This is a genomic window from Vibrio sp. THAF190c, from assembly GCF_009363355.1.
In the GTDB taxonomy this organism is placed as follows: Bacteria; Pseudomonadota; Gammaproteobacteria; order Enterobacterales; family Vibrionaceae; genus Vibrio; species Vibrio fortis_A.
Window position 1 is genome coordinate 521006 of record NZ_CP045339.1, and the last position, 21278, is coordinate 542283.

Consider the following 21278-nt stretch of genomic DNA (forward strand, 5'->3'; position numbering starts at 1 on the left):
ATAAAAAATGGGAGCCCTGAGGCTCCCATTTTGCTTTCAATCTTACTTAGAAATCTTTAACACTAGTTCAGCTTGTAGAAGACTGTCGCCAGTGGTGGAAGTTTCAGTTCAATCGACGTGTCCAAGCCTTCGCTTTGCACTGCTTCGATTTCAGCCACCTCTTTTACTTCAAAACCACTGCCGTTGTATTTAGCATCATCAGTATTGAGTAATAGGCTGTACTGACCTTGCGCCGGAACACCCAGACGGAAGTGCTCGTGCGGTACCGGTGTAAAGTTCGATACCACCAACACGCGTTCACCTGATTCACTGATACGCTCATGAGCCAAGATACTCGCCTCTGCAGAGTCTTGAAGACGCCACTCAAAGCCTTGTGGGTCGAAATCTAAGTCATGCATCGCAGCTTCATTACGGTAAAGATGGTTGAGATCTTTCGTCAGCTTTTGAACACCTTGATGACGTTCGTAGTCAAGTAAGAACCATTGCAGTTGGTCATCGTGGTTCCATTCTGCTGTTTGGCCGAACTCTGCTCCCATGAAGTTAAGCTTCTTACCCGGCTGCGCATACATGTAACCCATGTAAGCACGCAGGTTAGCCGTTTGCTGCCACTCATCACCTGGCATCTTATTGTGGATAGAGCCCTTACCGTAAACCACTTCATCATGCGACAGAGACAATACGTAGTTTTCACTATGCGCGTAAACGAGTGGGAACGTAATCGTGTCGTGGTGATACTTACGGTTGATAGGGTCTTCTTGGATGTAAGACAAGCTATCGTGCATCCAACCCATGTTCCACTTAAAGCCAAAGCCCAAACCACCCATGAATGTCGGTGCTGATACACCTGGGAATGCCGTTGATTCTTCCGCGATGGTCATTGCATTCGGGAAGTGTTTGTAGACTTCTTCGTTCATCCACTTCAATGTTGCGATGGCGTCGTAGTTTTCATTGCCACCGTCGACATTCGGCACCCATTGGTCATGGCTGCGCGAGTAATCAAGGTAAAGCATCGAAGCCACAGCATCCACACGGATACCATCAATGTGGAATTGCTCAAACCAATACAAAGCATTAGAAACTAGGAAACGACGAACATGCTCACGACCTAGGTCGTAGATGTACGAGTTCCAATCCTGATGCCAACCGCGACGTGGATCTGGATCGTGGAACAGAGGCGTGCCATCGAAGTTAGCTAAGCCATGATCATCACTTGGGAAGTGTGCTGGAACCCAGTCAAGTACCACACCAAGACCAGCTTGGTGACACTGGTCAACAAAGTATTTGAAATCGTCTGGTGAGCCAAAACGGCTCGTTGGTGCAAATAGACCAACGGGTTGATAACCCCATGACCCGTAGAACGGGTGCTCTGAGACAGGCATCAATTCAACGTGGGTGTAACCAAGATCCGTTAGGTATGGAATCAGTTCTTTTGCAAGATCACGGTAGTTTAAGAAGTCACCATTAGCGTCACGCTTCCAAGAACCCGCATGCAGCTCGTAGAAAGACAATGCTTCTTTGCGCTTTTCCGTTACTGGACGGCTCTGCCACTGGCTGTCTTGCCACTGGTAACGAGCGTGATCATAAGTAACAGAAGAGAACGATGGGTACTGCTCAGAATAGAAGCCCCAAGGGTCCGCTTTGTGCGGTAGACCTTCGCCATTTGGACCTTTCAATTCGAATTTGTATTGCGCGCCCTCTTCTAACTCAGGGATGAATAGACCCCAAATGCCATAATCAAGACGCTGCATTGGGTGACGACGGCCATCCCAAGAGTTGAAGTTACCCACCAAGCTCACCGCTGACGCATGTGGTGCGTAAACTAAGAATCGAGTACCAGAGATTGTGTCTCCACCACGCTCTAACGTAATAAACTGAGCGCCCATATGATGGTACATATCTTTTGGTGTATGTAGTGCTTCGTAACTCGCATACAGCTCATGGTATTGATATGGGTCGTCTAAGATTTGTTCTACACCAGCCCAATCAACAGCCAGTTTGTAGTGCGTAAAACGCAAATCGCGCTCTTGCTTTAGGACAAAACCACTGTCGCCTTCGCGCACTAATTCAACACGAGGTTCGTCGCCAACAATCAACTCAACTTTGTCTGCGCCCGGGATCCATACGCGCAATGCACCTTCATCAGAAGGAAGATACGGACCTAAACATGAGAATGGGTCAGCAAACGAAGCCTGTGATAGTTGGGTATATATTTGTTCTTGCTTTGAAATTGAACTCATTTCCAAAACCTTTCTCCCTAACCAAACATCCAAAAAATATAAAATAAAAATGCCCGCTATGGATGCGGGCAATATAACGACGATCTATTGTACCTGACGTACGGAAACGTTTGAGTGACCAAGATTATAGTTTCTTATGCAACAAGCAAAAATCTCAGTATTATCGGGCCACTCAAGCATATTAGTTACCCGCTTTTTCACGAACTTCGGTCAGACGAGAAGCAATACGGTTAACACCATCGTGAGCAAAAATTTCATCAAGGTTCATCGATAGCTTACGACGCCAGTTCGGGTATTCGTCTACCGTACCTGGAATGTTTACAGGCTGATCCATTTCTAGCCAGTCTTCCAATTGAACACTTAGAAGCGTTGAAGAACCTGCTGCAACGTGAAGTTGTAGCGCTTCAGCCAGGTAAGAGTCCATTGGCACTTGGCTCGCATCACGACCTACACCATCCGGTAGGAAACCATGCCATGCAACAGAATCTAGAATGCCCTGCTTACACTCAAGACGGTCATCAAACAGACCATTCAGCTGCTCTTGATTTGGGTACAGGCCAATCTCTTGACCCATCTTCAGGTCATCACAGTGCCAGAAGCCACGTAGCGTCGGCATATCGTGCGTACACAGCGCCGCCATTGATTGTGATGCGTAGTGTTTTGGTGAAATGAAGCCACCGTCTTCCTCAGATGTTTCGAAGAAGAATACCTTGTATGAGTGAACGCCAGCATCCGCTAGGATATCGACGATTTCATCAGGCACAGTACCCAAGTCTTCACCAATTACAGAACATTGGTAGCGGTGTGATTCAAGCGCTAAGATCGCCAGCATGTCTTGAACAGGGTAGTAGATGTAAGCACCCTGTGTTGCATCTTCACCTTTTGGAATCCACCACAAACGTAGTAGGCCCAGTACGTGGTCGATACGTAGCGCACCACAGTGCTTCATGTTTGCGCGTAGTAGCTTGATGTAAGCATCGTAACCCGTCGCCTGAAGTACTTCTGGGTTTAGCGGTGGAAGACCCCAGTTTTGACCTAGAGGGCCTAGAATATCTGGTGGAGCACCAATGCTCGCATCCATTACTAGGTTTCCTTCATCTGCCCAAGTTTCACTACCAGAATCAGCAACACCCACAGCAAGGTCACGGTAAAGGCCTACAGCCATACCCTTCTCTTCAGCCAAAGACTGTGCATCGTTGATCTGACAATCCGCTAGCCATTGTAGGTACATGTATAGGTGTACTTTCTCAATGTTCTCTTTGATGTATTTTTGAGTTGCTGGGCTTTCAAATGTACGGTATTTCTCTGGGAATACAGGCCAGCCCCACATGTTTGAATCTTCGGCATGCAGCTCCGCATGCAATGCATCGAACGCTGCTTGATGCATTAGGCTATCACCGCCCTCTTCAACGAACGCTAGGAATGCTTGAGCACGGTCGCTGTTTTTGTCTAGGTGACGATGTTTGAATTCAGTGAATAGCAGCGGAAGAATGCTCATCTTCAGCTCAGACACTTCTGTGTAGTTCACCCAGTGTGCGTCGCGAGCTTTCTGCAGACGCTGTTGGAATTCTGCGCTGCCTACTGTTTGTTGCGCTTCTGCGCTCAACGCAAACTCAGGCACTGAGCTCACATCGATATATAGGATGTTCAACCAACGGCGTGAAGATGGGCTGTATGGGCTTGCGCCTTCTGGGTTTGCTGGGAACAGAGAGTGAATTGGGTTAAGACCCACGAAATCACCACCACGCGAAGCGATGTCAGCCACCAACTGTTTAAGGTCACCGAAATCGCCGATACCCCAGTTGTGTTGAGTGCGAAGTGTGTAAAGCTGAACACTTGGACCCCAAAGCTTCTTACCCTGCTCAATTGGGTTCTGTTTGAAACACGCTTTTGGCGTAATGATCAGTGTCATTTCGTAAGGCTTTTTACGGCGCTTACGGCTAACCACAAGTTTGTGATAACCCCATGCCAAATCGTTTGGCAATGCAAACACTAAAGGGCCACCCTCTGCACGTTCGTCTCGTACAACTTGAGATTGAAGATAGCCTTCAAGTACCTCTCCTTGCTCCGTTTCTAAACGCCAGCTGAACTCACTTTCACGAGCACTCACACCTAGATTTAGTGCAACCTCTACAGGCTCACCATCGCGCAAGACAAGAACTGGGTCTAATACATCTTTCTTGTGTTTTTTCTCTGCAGACTTAAGCAGAGCGTCGTCGCTGCTTGTGTCGTAGCCCAATGAAGCCAATAGACGAGTTAATGTTTCGTCAGATACTTGTGCTTCATCGCCCCACGCACTTACGTAACTGTCGGCAAGGTTTGCCATTTCTGCGACTTGTTTTAATACGCTTTGTTCTTTCATCGCTCTCTCCGAAAACGCGCTAACGCTTTCAATTTTGTAGGGTTATTTGTCTAAGTTTATTTTTTCAATTTAGCTTTGAGCCAACTAATTGAGCCAAGGCAGAAACTGCCTTGGCTTATTTGGGGTCTATTAACGTTTAACCGCTTCTAGTTTCCAAATGTTGTTCACGTAGTCGCGGATTGAGCGGTCTGATGTGAACTTACCAACCAATGCGGTGTTAAGGATGGCTTTCTTAGCCCAGCCCGCTTGGTCTTTGTATTGCTTGTCCATGTCTTCGTGTGCTTTCACGTAAGAAGCGAAGTCCGCTAGACATAGGTATGGGTCACCGCCATCTAGTAGGCTATCAAACGTTGCACGTAGTAGACCTGGTTGACCTGGAGTGAACTCTTCACCCGTTAGTAGGTCAAGTGACGCTTTCAGTAGCGGGTCTGCGTGGTAGTAGTCGTAAGGGTTGTAACCTTGCGCCTTCACCGCTTGAACGCCATCAACGTCTAGGCCGAAGATGTAGATGTTCTCTTCGCCAACTTCTTCGCGAATCTCAACGTTCGCACCATCCATCGTACCGATAGTTAGAGCGCCGTTTAGAGCCATCTTCATGTTACCCGTACCTGATGCTTCTTTACCCGCTAGCGAGATTTGTTGAGAAACATCTGCCGCTGGGATAATGATTTCAGCCATGCTTACACGGTAGTCAGGGATGAATACCACTTTCAGTTTGTTGCCAATGCGAGGATCGTTGTTGATCTTCTCAGCAATCTTGTTCACCGCGAAGATAATCTCTTTCGCTAGGTGGTAACCCGGTGCTGCTTTCGCAGCAAAGAAACATACGCGCGGCTCACATTCGAAACCAGGTTCGTTCAGGATACGGTGGTATAGAGATAGAATGTGTAGCAAGTCTAGGTGCTGACGCTTGTACTCGTGCAGACGCTTGATCTGTACGTCGAAGATAGCGTTAGTATCTAGCTCGATACCCATGTTCTCTTGAACCCAATCAGCAAGACGCTGTTTGTTTTCTTTCTTAACAGCCATGAATTCTTTTTGGAATTTCGCGTCTGTCGCGTACTTAGCAATACCTTCTAGCTGCTCAAGTTTCGCTGGCCACTCTGAACCAATCTTGTCTGTGATTAGCGCAGACAGGCCTGGGTTACAGAACTTCAACCAACGACGTGGCGTGATACCGTTTGTTACGTTAGTCAGTTTGCCTGGGAAGATCTCGTTGAACTCAGGGAATAGGTCTTTCTTAACTAGCTGAGAGTGAAGCGCTGCTACACCGTTTACTTTGTAAGAGCCGATTACACATAGGTTTGCCATGCGAACCATGCGGTGGAAACCTTCTTGGATGATAGACAGCTTAGCTTGCTTCTCACCATCACCAGGCCACATCTTACGAACTTCTTGTAGGAAGCGGTGGTTGATTTCAAAAATGATTTCCATGTGACGTGGAAGTAGACGCTGGATTAGCGACTCAGACCAAGTCTCAAGAGCTTCAGGAAGCAGTGTGTGGTTCGTGTAAGCGAACGTGTTTGCACTGATGTCCCAAGCAGTATCCCAATCTAGGCCTTTCTCATCGATAAGGATGCGCATTAGCTCTGGGATAGCGATTGTTGGGTGCGTATCGTTCAGCTGGATAGTCTCTTGCTTAGGTAGATCCGCTAGAGCAAAACCTGCTGCTTCGTGACGACGTAGAATATCGCGAACAGACGCTGCAGAGTGGAAGTACTGCTGCATTAGACGAAGAGTCTTACCTTTTTCGTGGTTGTCGTTCGGGTATAGAACTTTAGTGATGTTACCAGCATCGATTAGCGCGTGTTGTGCTTCGAAGTAGTCACCGTTGTTGAAGCTTGCTAGTGAGAATGGCGCGATAGCCTGACATTCCCAAAGACGCAGTGGGTAAACTGTGTCTGACTCGTAACCAACGATTGGTAGATCCCAAGGCATTGCTTTAACAGACATACCTGGAACCCATTTACGAACTTGCTTACCGTTCTCTTCAACCACTTCAACGTGACCGTAGAAGCCGATTTCTTGTGCTAGTTCTGGACGAGCCACTTCCCATGGGTAGCCTTCAACGCCACGCCATGCATCTGGAGCTTCTTTTTGACGACCGTCTTCGAAAGACTGTTTAAATAGGCCGTATTCGTAGTGTAGGCCGTAACCTACAGTTGGGAATTCTTGTGCTGCACAAGAGTCCATGAAACATGCTGCTAGACGACCTAGACCACCGTTACCTAGTGATGGGTCGCGTTCTTCTTCTAGAAGATCCGTTAGGTTTTGACCTAGCTCTTCCATCGCGTGAGTGATTTGCTCATAAAGACCCATGCTGATCAGGTTGTTACCTGTTAGACGGCCAATTAGGAACTCTAGAGATAGGTAGTTAACGCTCTTAGCGTTCTTAATCTTCTCATCATTTTCAGTAGCAAGCAGATCAAATGTTGTCAGTTCTGCTAGAGCACGGCCCATTGCTAGGTACCATGCGCGGCTGTCCGCAGCTTCTACTGTTGTTGCGTAGGTTGCAGATAGGTGTTTCTTAACACTTTCTTGGAACGACACTTTATCAAAAGTTTTTTGCTGAGTTGCTTTCATTTCAGAAATCTCGCTTTTATTTGTTCTAATTCATCTGTGACATATCGTGCATGGTCACAATTAACTAAACATCATCCCGGCCTAACGGCTGACTAGGAGTAGATGAAAGGGCGTAGGGGGCGTACTGACGTTGGGTTAGTGATCTAAATCTCATGTTCAGCTCCAGAATAAAAAATTGGAGTGATTATGATCACAAGCCCCCGTTCCATAACTTAACTTTGAATGATGAATTTTTTGTTTACCTATTTTCACTTTCTTGCGAGTTCTGATATTTAGATCACGAAATATTTTTCATGTTCTCATCTTTTTCACAAATTCATGTGTAGAAACGAGCAACATCACGATCACAAACCACCCCATTTAGTGACAAACATCACAATTAAAGGGCGTAGTTGGGTCAAAATATGCCACAGTGCAAGGTTTCTGAGGCTGATCATGGTCTGGGCCATTTTTCTTCACGTAACATAGCTTCAGAATTAATTCATAACGGCTTTTGTTTTGATGGTCGGTTATACGCAATCGACTCTCCTCATAAAGACAAGAGCCATGGAATAGGTAACCTTCGACATGTGGATCCCGTCTAAACTGACTCGCCCGGGGCGATTACACAACGCAATCTTAAGACCACGCGTATTAGATCTGCTGCAAAATGCCGACTGCTATAAGCTCGTATTATTCCGCTCTCCCGCAGGCTATGGAAAAACCACCATGGCCGCTCAGTGGTTGGTTGATAAACCCAATGTAGGTTGGTACAGCATTGACGACAGTGACAATGATGCCTTCCGTTTCATCAACTACCTGCTGCAGTCTCTTAATAAAGCAACGCAAAACGCCTGTCCTAACGCACAAAAGTTAGCGGAAAAGCGTCAGTTCTCATCACTGCACTCTTTGCTAAGTGAAGTATTCGCTGAAATGGCGAACTTTCATCATGAGTGCTTCCTTGTGCTTGATGACTACCACCTTGTTAACAATGACGATGTGCATGAAGCGATGCGTTTCTTCTTAAAGCACATGCCAGATAACCTAACGCTTGTTGTCACAAGTCGCGGCACGCCACCGCTCGGTACAGCAAACTTACGCGTTCGCGATCTGATGATTGAGCTAGGCAACGATTCATTAGCATTCGATACAGAAGAGACAACACGCTTCTTCAACCAACGAGTTACGGACGGCGTCGATGACACGACTGCGGGTAGTATCTGTGCCTATGTTGAGGGCTGGCCTTCTGCACTTCAATTGATTGCCCTGCAAGCGCAACATCAAAAACGTACACTTGCTCAATCGGCGGAATCCGTTTCTCACTTTAACCACGCCCACCTCTGGGATTACTTAGTGGAAGAAGTCTTCGACCTGCTGGACAAAGAGACTCGCCACTTCTTAATGCAGTGCTCTGTACTCGACCACTTTAATGATGAGTTGGTGTGCGCACTGACCCAGCGTGAAGACGCATTGGGGATGATTGAGTCCCTCAACCGATTTGGGTTGTTTATCTACCCATTAGAGGGTGAGAAAAACTGGTACCGCTTCCACAATCTATTCGGTGAGTTTTTGGCTCACGAGCGTCAAGCGCGTATCCCACAGCAAGAAGCTGAACTGCATAACGCTGCCGCTCAAGCTTGGTTAAAACAGGACACGCCTCATCAAGCTCTTCGTCATGCACAAAGAGCAAACAATGCTGAGTTAATCGTCCAGATCTTAGGTACACACGGCTGGCAAATGTTTAACCAAGGCGAACTCTCTTCGTTAGAGATGGCGATCAAGCAACTCACGCCAGATCAGCTTTACAGCGATCCTAAGCTTTCGATGCTACGTGCTTGGTTAGCGCAGAGCCAACACCGTTACGACCAAGTAGGCACACTGCTAGAAGAGGCAGAGTCTCAATATCAAGCCCGTAATATTGAGCTTGATACCCAGCAGCAAGGTCAATACAACGCACTCCGAGCACAAGTGGCTATTAACAGTAACGAACCTGAAAAAGCACTCGAGCTCGCAGAGTTAGCGCTAAGCCAGCTTAATACCACCGTTTACCGTAGCCGTATTGTTGCCACCTCTGTCGTGGGTGAAGTTAACCACGTAATGGGTAACTTAAGCCGAGCATTGCCAATGATGCAGCAAACCGAAAAACTCGCGCGCCAATATCAGGTTTACCATCAAGCACTGTGGGCGATTCTGCAACAGAGCGAAATTCTGATCGCACAGGGTTACGTTCAAGCGGCATTCGAACTGCAAGACAGTGCCTTCAAGCTTATCGAAGAGCACCAACTCCAGTACGTACCGCTTCATGAATTCCTACTGCGTGTGCGTGCTCAGATTTGTTGGTGTTGGAACCGTTTAGACGAAGCGGAAGAGTGTTGCTACAAAGGACTAGATATTCTCGGTCACCACTCGCCAAGTAAGCACCTGCACAGCTACTCGATGTTAGCTCGCATTGCACTCAGCCGCGGCGAAATTGATAAAGCTGCGAAGTTTATCGACCAGATTCAACACCTTCTGCGCCAGTCCACTTATCACGTAGATTGGACAGCCAACGCCTCTCTTTCACTGCTGCTTTTCTGGCAAGTGAAAGGAGATAAAGATTCGATTCAAGATTGGTTGAACGTTGCGGTTCGCCCTGAATCAGCGAGCAACCACTTCTGCCAACTACAGTGGCGTAATATTGTACGTGCACACATCATGTTGGAGCAGTTTGAAGAGGCAGAAGAGGCACTGGTATTCTTGAAGAGTGAGGCAAAACGATCTCATCTTGTCACTGACACCAACCGCAACTTGATTGTTGAGGCTGTATTGCGTATTCAAACCAACGACGAAGAGAGCGCTCGTGTACTGCTTGAAGAAGCACTGCACATGACCAACCAAACGGGTATGGTCGGCAACTTCCTTGTTGATGGTTCAACGATTGGCCACATTCTTGATAAGCTGAGTAATAAACCTGGCCTAGGCGATCTAGAGCGTCACCGTGCGCAACAGATCATGAAAGACATCTCAACCACTCAGCGTAGTCGCTCTGTACACTTCGATGAAGACTTTGTAGAAAACTTGGTCAACCACCCTAACATTCCTGAACTAGTGCGTACTAGCCCGCTCACACAACGTGAATGGCAGGTACTTGGCCTAATCTACTCGGGCTTTAGTAACGAACAGATCGCACAAGAACTTGATGTGGCAGGTACAACCATCAAGACTCATATTCGTAACTTGTATCAAAAGCTGAATATCGCCAACCGTAAAGAAGCGATCAGTACCGCTGAGAACTTATTGCAGTTAATGGGATACTAAAGAAGATTCGAGAATCGAAGAAAAGAGACAGCTAGTCGCCGATGGTGGCTAGCTTTTTTTTTGCTTATAAAACAGGCAACACCAACTTACAGACAAAAAAATAGCCAACCGCAATATCCGCGATTGGCTCTATATATGTGTGAACAAAATTCAGGTTCACTAACAACGTCAGTTGGCTAGGTGACCCTCGGCTTAAGAAGGGTCACTTGGTATAAAGCAGGATGCGTGCCAACTTTTAAAACACAGTTTTTTGGGGGAATATCGCAAAAACGACTCTCTAAACGACTCTTAATATGCAAAATGCAATTGCATAATGCAAACGCGCGCAATATGAATAAGAAATCAATTTCATTTGATTCGGTAATAATGCGAGTCAAAATAGGATGCAAGGTTTATTACTTTGCTTCCCAGAATGAATGTGATGACACAATCCATACCGTCTCCGTGGACTAAGAATTAAAGTGACGTCCTCGATTGCATATTCATACTTTTTTTACACCAAAGTTTGTATACTGCACCAAACCATTATTAACTCTCAGAGACAAATGAACTACTTAAGTACTTTCTTTAAAGGCATGGCGATGGGTGCAGCAGATGTTGTGCCTGGTGTATCGGGTGGCACCATTGCTTTTATTACTGGCATTTATGACACGCTTTTAGAAAGCATTCGTCGAATCAACCCTAGTGTGTTAGGTATTTGGAAACGTGAAGGCTTTAAAGCTGCATTCAATCACATCAATGGCTTCTTCTTAATCGCTCTATTTGGTGGCGTATTCACTAGCATCGCTACCTTAGCAAAACTGATCTCTTGGTTACTGGTCGCCCACCCGGTGCCATTATGGTCTTTCTTCTTCGGTCTGATCTTGGTCTCTGTGTTCCATATTCTTAAGCAAGTTGAGAAGCGCGATGCAATACGTGGTCTATTTCTGTTACTCGGCGTTGCTTTTGCTTATAGCATTACGGTTCTTAAACCGCTGCACATGGAACCGACCAGCATTAATGTCATGCTTGCAGGTGCGATTGCAATCTGTGCGATGATCCTTCCAGGTATCTCCGGCAGTTTCATTTTGCTACTTATCGGCATGTACACACCTGTACTTGCTGCCGTAAAAGGTTTCCAAATTGACATCCTACTGCTGTTTCTTTCTGGATGTGTGATTGGTCTTTTAAGCTTCTCTCACGTTCTCTCTTGGCTACTGCGTTCATTTAGAGATGTAACTTTAGTGTTCCTCACCGGTTTGATGATTGGCACCCTGCCAAAAATCTGGCCTTGGAAAGAGACCATCAGCTGGCGCACTAACTCCAAGGGCGAGCAAGTGCCATTGATTCAAGAGAATCTTTCTCCATTTGAATTTGAATCCATTACTTCTCAACCATCACAATTGGTTCTAGCGGTAATCATGATGATGGCAGCGATTCTATTGGTGCTGGGCCTAGAGAAATTCGCAGAACGAAACGCTCATTAACAAGCCAGTAGACAGAAATTAATAGAAAACACCTAAAGCGAAGCAAGCAGCTTCGCTTTTTTGTATCTGGTATATCCGAAAAATCCATGACCAATATCCAGATAAATCTCCACAACAAAGCTTCTACCCTCCGCACAAAATTGTTTTTTGATACAAGCACGTAATGAGCTTTGTGATACCATCGCCCCTTAATATAAGGAATGATGAGAGCCCCTATGCACCCAGCACTTAAGGTTGCGATGGTAAGCGCCGCCCTGCTTGCCGGCTTCTTTGGCCCACAACTACTCGAGCAAGTTAATCACGCGCTAGACACTCAAACAGAGCAAGACATCAGTCAGTACTGTATGTTGAGCACGCAAGAGTGCGCTCAAGACTCGGTCACCATGGTGTTTGAGCACGATACTGCTCAACCTCTGGTTCCTGCTACTCTGACCGTCACTTGGGGTGGCACCAGTTCTGACCAACTTCAGTTATCACTCAGTGGTTTAGAAATGGAGATGGGTACGGCGAGATTTCAATTAAAGCGCACCGAAGGGAATACATTCCAAGGTGACGTCATTTTACCTGTGTGTACCATGGACAAGATGACATGGCTCGGTGAATTAACCGACGGCAATAATACGGTACACCCAGCAATAAGGATGGAAAGATGAGTAAAAACTGGTCACTCGCATTAGTCGTTGCGTTCGTACTCGGGTTCGGGGTCAAAACCTACCTTGATGAACAGAGTAAAGCTCAAATGCAGCTAGAGAAAGAGCAACAGATCTCAGCAACTACTCTGTTTGGTAAAGATAACCAACCCGTAGAGATCTTCGATGAAAATGATTCTCGAGTGCGCATTGTGTACTTTGGCTTCACACGCTGCCCAGACGTTTGCCCAACGTCACTAGCCATGTTGGCTGGGGCGCTCAATCAGCTATCTGAAGAAGAAGTCGCGAACGTTCGCCCGATGTTTATCTCGTTGGACCCTGAACGTGATGCTGCAGAAGCATCTTATGAATACGCGCAATACTTCCATCCGAATATGGAAGGATTAAGCGGCCCTCTTGATATCACAACTGCGCTGGCTCATAACTACGGCGTGATTTTCCGTAAGTCAGAATTAGAAGGCTCAGAGCTTGAGTACACACTCGACCACAGCTCTTACTTCTACTTTTTAAAACCTGATGGTACCTTGATTACTAAGGTTCCACATACACTTACGCCAGCACCGATTGTTGATGCAATCAAAAAGCTATAACGCCTAGCGATAGCCGTTAACCGATTCAATTAGATTGTTTAGGGAACCAAGTATAATGAAACTAAAAGCCCTCGCATTAGCAGGTATGCTGCTTTCTTCAGTTGCTCAAGCAAGTGACGTTATGATTCATGACGCCTACGCACGCGCAATGCCACCTTCTGCTGTAAATAGCGCTGTTTTTACCACTCTGATGAACCACAACGATGCAGATCGCACGCTTGTCTCTGCCTCGACACCAGCAGCTGGGAAAGTAGAACTTCATGATGTCATCATGGAAGGTGAGGTCATGAAAATGCGCCAGGTTGAAAGCATTCAAATCCCAGCGCATGGCAGCACAGAGCTGAAGCCGGGAAGCCTACACATCATGTTATTTGATTTAGCTGCTCGCCTTGAGGAAGGGCAAAGCATCACTCTAACCCTCAATTACGCGAACGGCGACGCCCAAACCGTCGAAGTTCCTGTCAAAAAAGTGATGAATGGCATGAAGAAAATGGACCATTCTCATCATTAAGTTAGAGTTTCCATTCAGTTTCGCATAATAATTGACCATGACAGCTTCTCGTTGTCATGGTTTTTTGTTAAAGTCGCCAAGCAATTTAGAGTCGAGTGGTATGACATTACGTTATACTCACTACTGTCATTAACTCACCAAGGAGAACGTCCATGATTGTAATGAACCCACTAGCGCCCGTAGTAAAAGAAGCGTACTACTCGTAAGGCAACAACCACTTACTTTCCCTTACGACCAATAAGTTACTTCGTATATATCTGTAACTTGTTATCCAGCATGGTGTAAACATCATTCACACTGGGCTGAAAAATCTAATGACCACTTCTTTTACCCGGTTTGCGCTGCAGACAAGCACAAAACCCGGGGTCCTATCTATTGAATTCGACCCATATTCTCATTTTTTGACATCGCAATAGCGCCAAAGTCGCGAATTGTATGTCGAGGTATAGCAATGAATTCTAAAAACGCATTTTCCGATCCAATTTCAATCTCGCAACTTGGATGGAAACCTATTTTTCAACAACAGCTAACACTTGAAGATTACGAGCAAGAAAACTTCGCAGCTCGCGTCATCGCACATCACCGAAGTGGCTATACACTTGCTTCTGAGCAGGGTGAAATCCATCTCGCGATTCACCATGCTTTGCCCGCAATGACAGTTGGCGACTGGGTGATACTCAAACCCAACCAACAATTTGAGCGATTATTGGAGCGCCAGTCACTGTTCAGCCGTAAGGCTTCAGGTACTCGAGTAGCGGAGCAATTGATATCGGCCAACGTTACGACCGTGTTTATCGTCGTATCCTTGAACCACGATTTCAATCTAAGCCGCATTGAGCGTTACTTAGCACTAGCTAATGAAGCGAAAGTGGAACCTGTCATCGTCTTAACCAAAAAAGACTTATGTGACGACTGGGAGACCAAAGTAAGCCAAGTTCAGAGCCTGGATCCGTTACTCATGATCGAGACCGTCAACGGACTTGATTTAGAGTCAGTTCAGGTACTCGCACCATGGTGTACATCTGGTGCGACTGTCGCTTTGATGGGCTCATCGGGAGTAGGTAAGTCGACTATCGTCAACTCTCTGATGGCTGAGCAAGCTCAAGCGACGGGTGGGATTCGTGAAGACGACAGCAAAGGTCGACACACAACCACATCACGTTCACTTCATTTGCTGAAAGACGGTGGTTTGTTGATCGATACTCCAGGAATGCGAGAGCTGCAACTTTCTGATTGTGCCGAAGGTGTCAGTGAAACCTTTGCCGACATCGAAGAGCTTGCTACGAATTGTCACTTCTCAGATTGCCAACATCAATCTGAACCAGGGTGTGCGATTCAACAAGCACTCGAAAATGGCGATTTAACAGAGCGTCGGTTCCACAACTACCAGAAACTGCTCCGTGAACAAGCGAGAAACAGTGCGACGTTAGCGCAGCAGCGTGCAAATTTTAAACAGCTAACTAAGATGTATCGCAGTGTGCAGAATGAAAGCCGTCATCGAAAACAGTTCGATGATTAATATGCATACTTAGTCATCAAGTAGCAGACAAAGATAAAGCAAACTATGCTGCCAGTGAGAGATCGCTTGGCAGCATTTTTACATCCAAGATATCAATTATGCATACATAGTTTGCATAACCATTCCTTGCCAATCACAACCACAGACACATCAACTGCATATCCATATTTGTAAAGATTTATATCTTAGATTACATACATAAATTTAACAATTAGAGCTAAAACACCCACACAGCGCAAACAATCACACCAAAATGAAACTAATCCTAGACACTGAGATTAATCAAGCTAATATGACCGCCCATTCGACTAGTGTATAGTTCGAAATGGTTCCATTTTATAAAAGAAATATCACTATAATAAGTTAACAATTGCAGGTAATTTATGCAAAATCACAACATGTTCGCCCGCATCGCTCGTGGAAATCTCGTTCTACAGATCCTTGCTGGTATTGTATTCGGTGTCGTTCTCGCCATGTTCTCGCCTTCGGCGGCTCAAGATGCAGGTCTACTAGGTAGTCTGTTCGTAGGTGCGTTAAAAGCTGTAGCCCCAATTTTAGTATTCATTCTTGTTGCAGCTTCTATCGCTAACCAAAAGAAAGGTCAGCATACCCACATGCGCCCAATCATTGTGCTTTACTTGATTGGTACCTTCTCTGCTGCTCTAACGGCTGTAGTTCTGAGCTTCATGTTCCCAACGACTCTAACTCTGGTTGCTGGTGCTGAAGGTGCAAACCCTCCTCAGGGCATCACAGAAGTTCTACAAACACTGCTATTCAAACTGGTTGATAACCCAGTAAATGCACTGATGAACGCAAACTACATCGGTATCCTTGCATGGGCGATCGGTCTCGGCCTTGCTCTACACCACGCTTCAGCGACAACCAAAGCGGTATTCGAAGACCTAAGCCACAGTGTTTCACACATTGTTCGCTTCATTATCCGTCTAGCACCTTTCGGTATTTTCGGTCTAGTATCTGCAACATTTGCGACAACTGGCTTCGAAGCACTAGCAAGCTACGGTCAACTACTGGCTGTACTACTAAGCTCTATGCTGATCATCGCATTGGTTATCAACCCAATCATCGTATTTGTTAAGACTAAGCAGAACCCTTACCCACTGGTTCTTCAATGTCTACGTGAATCTGGTGTAACGGCATTCTTCACGCGTTCAAGTGCAGCAAACATCCCTGTAAACATGAACCTATGTAAGAAGCTTAACCTAGACGAAGATACTTACTCTGTATCTATCCCACTAGGCGCAACCATCAACATGGCTGGTGCTGCAATCACAATTACTGTTCTAACACTAGCTGCTGTACACACTATGGGTATCCAAATCGATATCTTCACAGCGATCCTTCTAAGCCTTGTTGCGGCTGTATCTGCATGTGGTGCTTCTGGTGTTGCGGGTGGTTCACTACTACTTATCCCACTAGCGTGTGGCCTATTCGGTATCTCGAACGACGTAGCAATGCAAGTTGTAGCGGTAGGCTTCATCATCGGTGTGATTCAAGATTCTGCTGAGACAGCGCTTAACAGCTCAACTGACGTGGTATTCACTGCCGCTGTATGTAAAGCTGAACAGCAAAAGTCTGACGCTTAATCTCAGATTAAAATCGCAAAGGGGTAGCCACTGGCTACCCCTTTTTATTTGCTTCGATTCTTATACCAACATCGCTGATAGATTCGTTTTCTAGAGACTCAATGAGTATATTAAACTAGCTCTTCCAATTGGGCTGAACGGTCGACTGACTGAAATCGAGACCAGCGGAACCATCACTTGGTTTGTTGATTGATGCATCAAACGGGACTTGTGTGTAATCACTCACTTCCTTTGTCGGCTGCTCTAGTGCGACGTCTTCTGCTATCTCTTCAGGCATCACTTCGACACCCTCTTCTGTTTTCTTAGGCACAGGTACTTTGCGTTTATAAAGCTTATTAAGCGCCTTGATTACAGAGTGCTTGGTTACCGCTTCTTGCGATAACTTGGTCATAATAGGCTTGGTTAACGCCTGTAATCCAACGATCGAATCAACACCAAGGTTAGCTCCGACTTTGTCACGCTGCGCTTTAGCAGGTTCATAACCAAAGTGAGCAGATAAAAACAGCCAGATGTAAGCAATAGCATTACCGTGCTCACCATGGTCAATCCAAGCTTCACCCGCATGGAACATGGCTTCGGTATTGTTCTTCTCCGCAGCTCGCTCTAGCCAATAACAGCCTTGACCGTGGTTTTTCTCGACACCTAAACCATTCAAATAGCTCAGGCCTAACTTAATCTTTCCGTTGAGATCGTGCTTATCCGCCGCCATTCGAAACCACTCGACTGCATTTTCTGGAGAGTAGTCAGAGTTGTCTTTATCAAGGCACCAATCGCCCATAAACAACATTGCATCGGTGTGCCCACTGGTGGCTGCTTCTTCAATCAGAGCATACCCTTTCGGGATGTTCTTAGTGGTACCTCGACCGTGAATCAAGGCTTGCCCCATATTGAACTTGGCATCGGAATCGTTATCTAATGCAGCAATCGCTAACTGCCAAAAGTTTGCCTGCTCTCTCAAGATCAGGTCCTCTTTACGCTTCATGCTGAGGCGAACGATGCCATACATACCGTTGACATTATCTTGCTGCGCCGCTTTCTCATACCAATACAACGCCTCTTTGATATTGGTGCGTTCTGCTTCTTTCGCCAAATAGAGGACTGAAGGGATATGGCCAGTCTCAGCTTTGAACAAGCGGTCTTTCTTCTCTTGCAGGCGAGCCTTCTCTATCGCCTTTCGATAAGCGACCTCTCTAGCCTTACGTTCCTGCTCTAGTCGCTGCTTTCTCAGAGATAAAGAGATCAGCCAAATGACGACTAAAATCAGAGAAAGTGCGGTTGCACCGATAGCGATGCCCATTGTGCTCATAACGTCTCAACTATTTGTTGTTCAACTAGTGTTTATTTTCATATCGATACTAGTCGATAAATGGAGATTAGTAGGCTAAAGAAAGAACCTATAGCCATCATGAGTTTAGTATCTCAGGATTCTTGTGCCATAAGAAGCTAAACCGATTTGTTCAGAATGAAATGCTAGTGGGTGATGTGATATTGCTTCCAACCTATGTCCTTCGCTTGATGTCACTGCAGCAAGCAGCCATCTCACCCTTTGACCTTGTAAACCATCATACTCACTCTCAGCATATTTCCCTACTCAAGGTCACGAAAGTGTTACTGCGCTATCGTTTCGTTTATCAGCAATTTGCTAGTTTTAAGAAATAACCTTTGCCACAAGGTTACACCGTAACATTGTGGCAACTAGGCTCTCTCTAATCACCTCATTTTTACGCCTCTTTTTTGCTCAGTTTTACATTGTAAATCGGGGCACCAAAATTCCTCGGCAGACACCAAATACAAAAAAGCGGCTTGAAACTCATGTCTCAAACCGCCCAAGCTTACCGTTTTTGTTAATCTTACTATTTTTCGCTCTGCATTCTTTCCCAGATAGTCGGCGAGCCAATGTAATCTTGGACACAGCTAATGAACTCTTTCACCAACTTTGTCTGCTTTCTATGTGGATACACAGCGTAGATGGCCGTTTCTTCGGTTGATATACGATACCCAGGAAGTAACTGAACTAGCCCAAGGTCTTTCATTGGTGCGTGCAGGTTCGATTGGTCCAACAAACCATAACCCAACCCATCACTGACGCCCGAAACAATAGTGCGTACGTCACTCACCTTATAATTGCCTTGCAGCGACAACACTTGATACGTATCGCCATTAGGTTGCTCACTAATGCGCAATTGATCGAGCGTCATATCACCGTTGGTATAAATAATCGCAGGCAACGACAACAGATCCTGTGGCGTTTGTGGCTCACCATGCTCAGCGATAAAATCGTGCGATGCCACCAGCATAAAGTGACTATCTGCTATCTTCTTGGCGATAAGGTTTGATTCAACCAACTTACTGAAACGGAAGGCGATATCGATTTTGCCCGCAATGATATTCGCAATCTTATCGTCCAGTGAGAGCACGATCTGAACATCGGGATAGCGACGCATAAATTGAGTCACGATCGGCTGCAAATACTGTTGCCCAAAATAGATTGGAGAGGTAATCCGCAATACACCTTTAGGTTCAGACTGATACGAGTCGGCAATTCCTTGAATCTGATTTAGGGTGTCTTGAAGCACACGAGCTTGCGCTAAGATCTCTTCACCCGCAGAAGTCAGTGAAAACGATCGTGTGGATCGATTGAGCAGCTGAACACCAAGGTCAGCTTCCAAGCGCTTGATCTGCTTAGACAAAGACGAATTATCCATGTCATGAAGCGTTGCCGCTTTGGTAAAAGATCCCTGCTGAACCACATCAAGGAACAGAAGTAATTGGTTGGTATTTAACACATGACTCTCTTTAGAAAATAGATTCGGTTATCGTTCATCTTTCGGCGTATCCATCACCACCATGGTTGTGATGGATTGTACTTGAGGGCACTCACCCAACACATCCGCATGAAACTTTTTATAGCTGGGTAAATCTTGAGTTTCCACCCGCAACAGGTATTCGTTCGCTCCAGTAATGTTATGGCACTCGACTACCTCTTTTTCCAAACTTACATGATCTTCAAACTCTTGCTGCGCTGCTTTGCTGTGACTTGATAAACCAATAGAAACATACGCGATAAAGCCAACGCCCATTAAGGTGTTATCGAGCACGGCACGATAGCCCTGAATCACGCCTTGTTTCTCTAGTTCCTGAACGCGGCGTAATGTTGCAGACGGAGATAAACCGATGCGCTCCGAGAGCTCAATATTGGAGACTCTGCCGTCCGCTTTTAGCTCAAGCAATATCCTTTCGTCAAATCTATCCATAAGTGAATTTAATTGTGCAATTAATGAATTTAACTCGAATAAAAGCACATAATTGCCCGACTTTCCACTTAGTATGAATCGTGACCGGTCAGACACAACTGTAATTTTCACTATTTAGGAACAACGCCATGCCTTTTGAACAACTTACCGCACTCGCGTTATTTGCGTTTGTCTCGACCTTCACACCTGGCCCAAACAACATCATGTTGATGACTTCGGGCGCAAATGTAGGCTTCACCAAGACCATCCCACACATGCTGGGTATCGCACTTGGCTTCGCCATTATGCTGCTATTGGTCGGCTTTGGCTTAATGGGTTTGTTCCACAGCTTCCCTATTATTCACCAAATTTTGAAATATCTGAGCTTGGCTTACCTGGTTTATTTAGCGATTAAGATTGCCACCAGCGGTAAAGCAGAAGAGAAAGAAAGCTACAAGCCGATGTCGTTTCTAGCTGCTGCAAGCTTTCAGTGGGTTAACCCGAAAGGATGGTCAATGGCATTAACGGCAATTTCGGTTTACAGCACTGGCAGCTCATGGGTTGAGCTCGCAATCATCGCCGCTATCTTTACGCTTGCTAACCTGCCATCCGTGACATTTTGGACAGCAGCGGGGAAACAGCTCCAGCACTGGTTGACGACTCCCTTACGCATTAAAGGCTTCAACTACGCGATGGCATTGTTGCTGTTAGTTTCGACCGTACCAATGATTTAAGTGTTTACTGATTCACTTCTTACTGAATCTACAACCAGCTAAAAAGCGCCTCTTGAGGCAGAGTCAACATAGACTGTCCGTGAGGCGTTAATGTCCACACAAACCCTAGAATATTCAGACCACAGCAGATGAAAAACAGCGTTTTAAAGGGTTGTTTTTGAGTCTTATGTCGAAACTGCTGCTGGGCTATCAACGCACCTAGCCAGCCCCCACATAACGCAAGCAAATGAAGTGTATTCTCAGGGACACGCCACTCACCTTTTATTGCCGCTCGCTTATCTTTTGCGTAAATAAAATAAGTCATCAGCCCTATCAATAAATAGCCTCCAAGTATCAGTTTTGAGCTTGAATAAAAGACGATCGATAGGCTCACAATAAAGAGATAGGTAAACACAATTTTTAATGATGACGACAAGGTTATCCCCTTTTGCGCAGCAGCTCACGAAGCTCAATAACTACGCCCTGAATTCTTATAGAAAGGATGAGTAATAAGCCCGTTATTTACGCTAGCCT

15 protein-coding genes are annotated in these 21278 nt (G+C 45.9%); 8 read left to right on the forward strand and 7 right to left on the reverse strand.

The genetic code is table 11. The annotated features are described in order from the left end of the window. Positions 1-62 precede the first annotated feature (62 nt). The 3 genes from glgB to FIV04_RS17370 all read right to left on the reverse strand — a co-directional run bounded on the left by glgB (position 63) and on the right by FIV04_RS17370 (position 7182). Positions 63-2243, reverse strand: a complete 2181-nt coding sequence (gene glgB / locus FIV04_RS17360) for a 1,4-alpha-glucan branching protein GlgB (protein WP_152469891.1) — start codon at positions 2241-2243, stop codon at positions 63-65. 175 nt (positions 2244-2418) lie between these two features. Next, positions 2419-4599, reverse strand: a complete 2181-nt coding sequence (gene malQ, locus FIV04_RS17365) for a 4-alpha-glucanotransferase (protein WP_150896783.1) — start codon at positions 4597-4599, stop codon at positions 2419-2421. Between the two features lie 129 nt (positions 4600-4728). Next, positions 4729-7182 (reverse strand): glycogen/starch/alpha-glucan phosphorylase, encoded by a 2454-nt coding sequence (locus FIV04_RS17370; protein WP_150869935.1) that lies wholly within the window; start codon positions 7180-7182, stop codon positions 4729-4731. Positions 7183-7749: 567 nt separating this feature from the next. Between FIV04_RS17370 and malT the strand changes: the two genes are divergently transcribed. The 7 genes from malT to sstT all read left to right on the forward strand — a co-directional run bounded on the left by malT (position 7750) and on the right by sstT (position 16798). Further along, positions 7750-10458 (forward strand): HTH-type transcriptional regulator MalT, encoded by a 2709-nt coding sequence (malT, locus tag FIV04_RS17375; RefSeq protein WP_032550533.1) that lies wholly within the window; start codon positions 7750-7752, stop codon positions 10456-10458. A 545-nt stretch (positions 10459-11003) separates the two neighbouring features. Then, positions 11004-11924: a DUF368 domain-containing protein gene (locus FIV04_RS17380; RefSeq protein ID WP_152469892.1), complete on the forward strand. Its 921-nt coding sequence runs from the start codon at positions 11004-11006 to the stop codon at positions 11922-11924. A gap of 215 nt (positions 11925-12139) precedes the next feature. Next, positions 12140-12577: a hypothetical protein gene (locus FIV04_RS17385; protein WP_152469893.1), complete on the forward strand. Its 438-nt coding sequence runs from the start codon at positions 12140-12142 to the stop codon at positions 12575-12577. Further along, positions 12574-13164: an SCO family protein gene (locus tag FIV04_RS17390; RefSeq protein WP_032550537.1), complete on the forward strand. Its 591-nt coding sequence runs from the start codon at positions 12574-12576 to the stop codon at positions 13162-13164. Before FIV04_RS17385 ends, FIV04_RS17390 begins: the two co-directional genes overlap by 4 nt. A gap of 55 nt (positions 13165-13219) precedes the next feature. Then, positions 13220-13675, forward strand: coding sequence for a copper chaperone PCu(A)C (locus FIV04_RS17395; RefSeq protein WP_150896789.1), 456 nt, complete (start codon positions 13220-13222; stop codon positions 13673-13675). Positions 13676-14126: 451 nt separating this feature from the next. Further along, entirely contained in the window at positions 14127-15194 is a 1068-nt protein-coding gene (rsgA, locus tag FIV04_RS17400) for a ribosome small subunit-dependent GTPase A (protein ID WP_152469894.1), read from the forward strand. A 383-nt stretch (positions 15195-15577) separates the two neighbouring features. Next, on the forward strand, positions 15578-16798 hold the full coding sequence (gene sstT / locus FIV04_RS17405; RefSeq protein ID WP_032550540.1) for a serine/threonine transporter SstT: 1221 nt from the start codon (positions 15578-15580) through the stop codon (positions 16796-16798). Positions 16799-16913: 115 nt separating this feature from the next. On the opposite strand, the gene FIV04_RS17410 is transcribed toward sstT, so the two are convergent. The 3 genes from FIV04_RS17410 to FIV04_RS17420 all read right to left on the reverse strand — a co-directional run bounded on the left by FIV04_RS17410 (position 16914) and on the right by FIV04_RS17420 (position 20052). Beyond that, a complete protein-coding gene (locus FIV04_RS17410; protein WP_152470656.1) occupies positions 16914-18095 on the reverse strand; it encodes a tetratricopeptide repeat protein in 1182 nt (393 codons plus the stop codon). Between the two features lie 556 nt (positions 18096-18651). After that, complete coding sequence (locus FIV04_RS17415; RefSeq protein ID WP_152469895.1) at positions 18652-19584, reverse strand: LysR family transcriptional regulator; 933 nt, start codon at positions 19582-19584, stop codon at positions 18652-18654. Between the two features lie 27 nt (positions 19585-19611). Next, the gene (locus tag FIV04_RS17420; protein WP_032550543.1) at positions 19612-20052 is read right to left on the reverse strand and encodes an Lrp/AsnC family transcriptional regulator; all 441 of its coding nucleotides are present in this window, start codon (positions 20050-20052) and stop codon (positions 19612-19614) included. 128 nt (positions 20053-20180) lie between these two features. Between FIV04_RS17420 and FIV04_RS17425 the strand changes: the two genes are divergently transcribed. Further along, positions 20181-20765 carry a LysE family translocator gene (locus FIV04_RS17425; RefSeq protein ID WP_150869929.1) on the forward strand — a complete coding sequence of 195 codons (585 nt, stop codon included), beginning with the start codon at positions 20181-20183 and terminating at the stop codon, positions 20763-20765. A gap of 28 nt (positions 20766-20793) precedes the next feature. Here FIV04_RS17425 and FIV04_RS17430 read toward each other — a convergent pair whose 3' ends face one another. Then, a complete protein-coding gene (locus tag FIV04_RS17430; RefSeq protein ID WP_152469896.1) occupies positions 20794-21180 on the reverse strand; it encodes a DUF1294 domain-containing protein in 387 nt (128 codons plus the stop codon). Between the last annotated feature and the right edge of the window lie 98 nt (positions 21181-21278).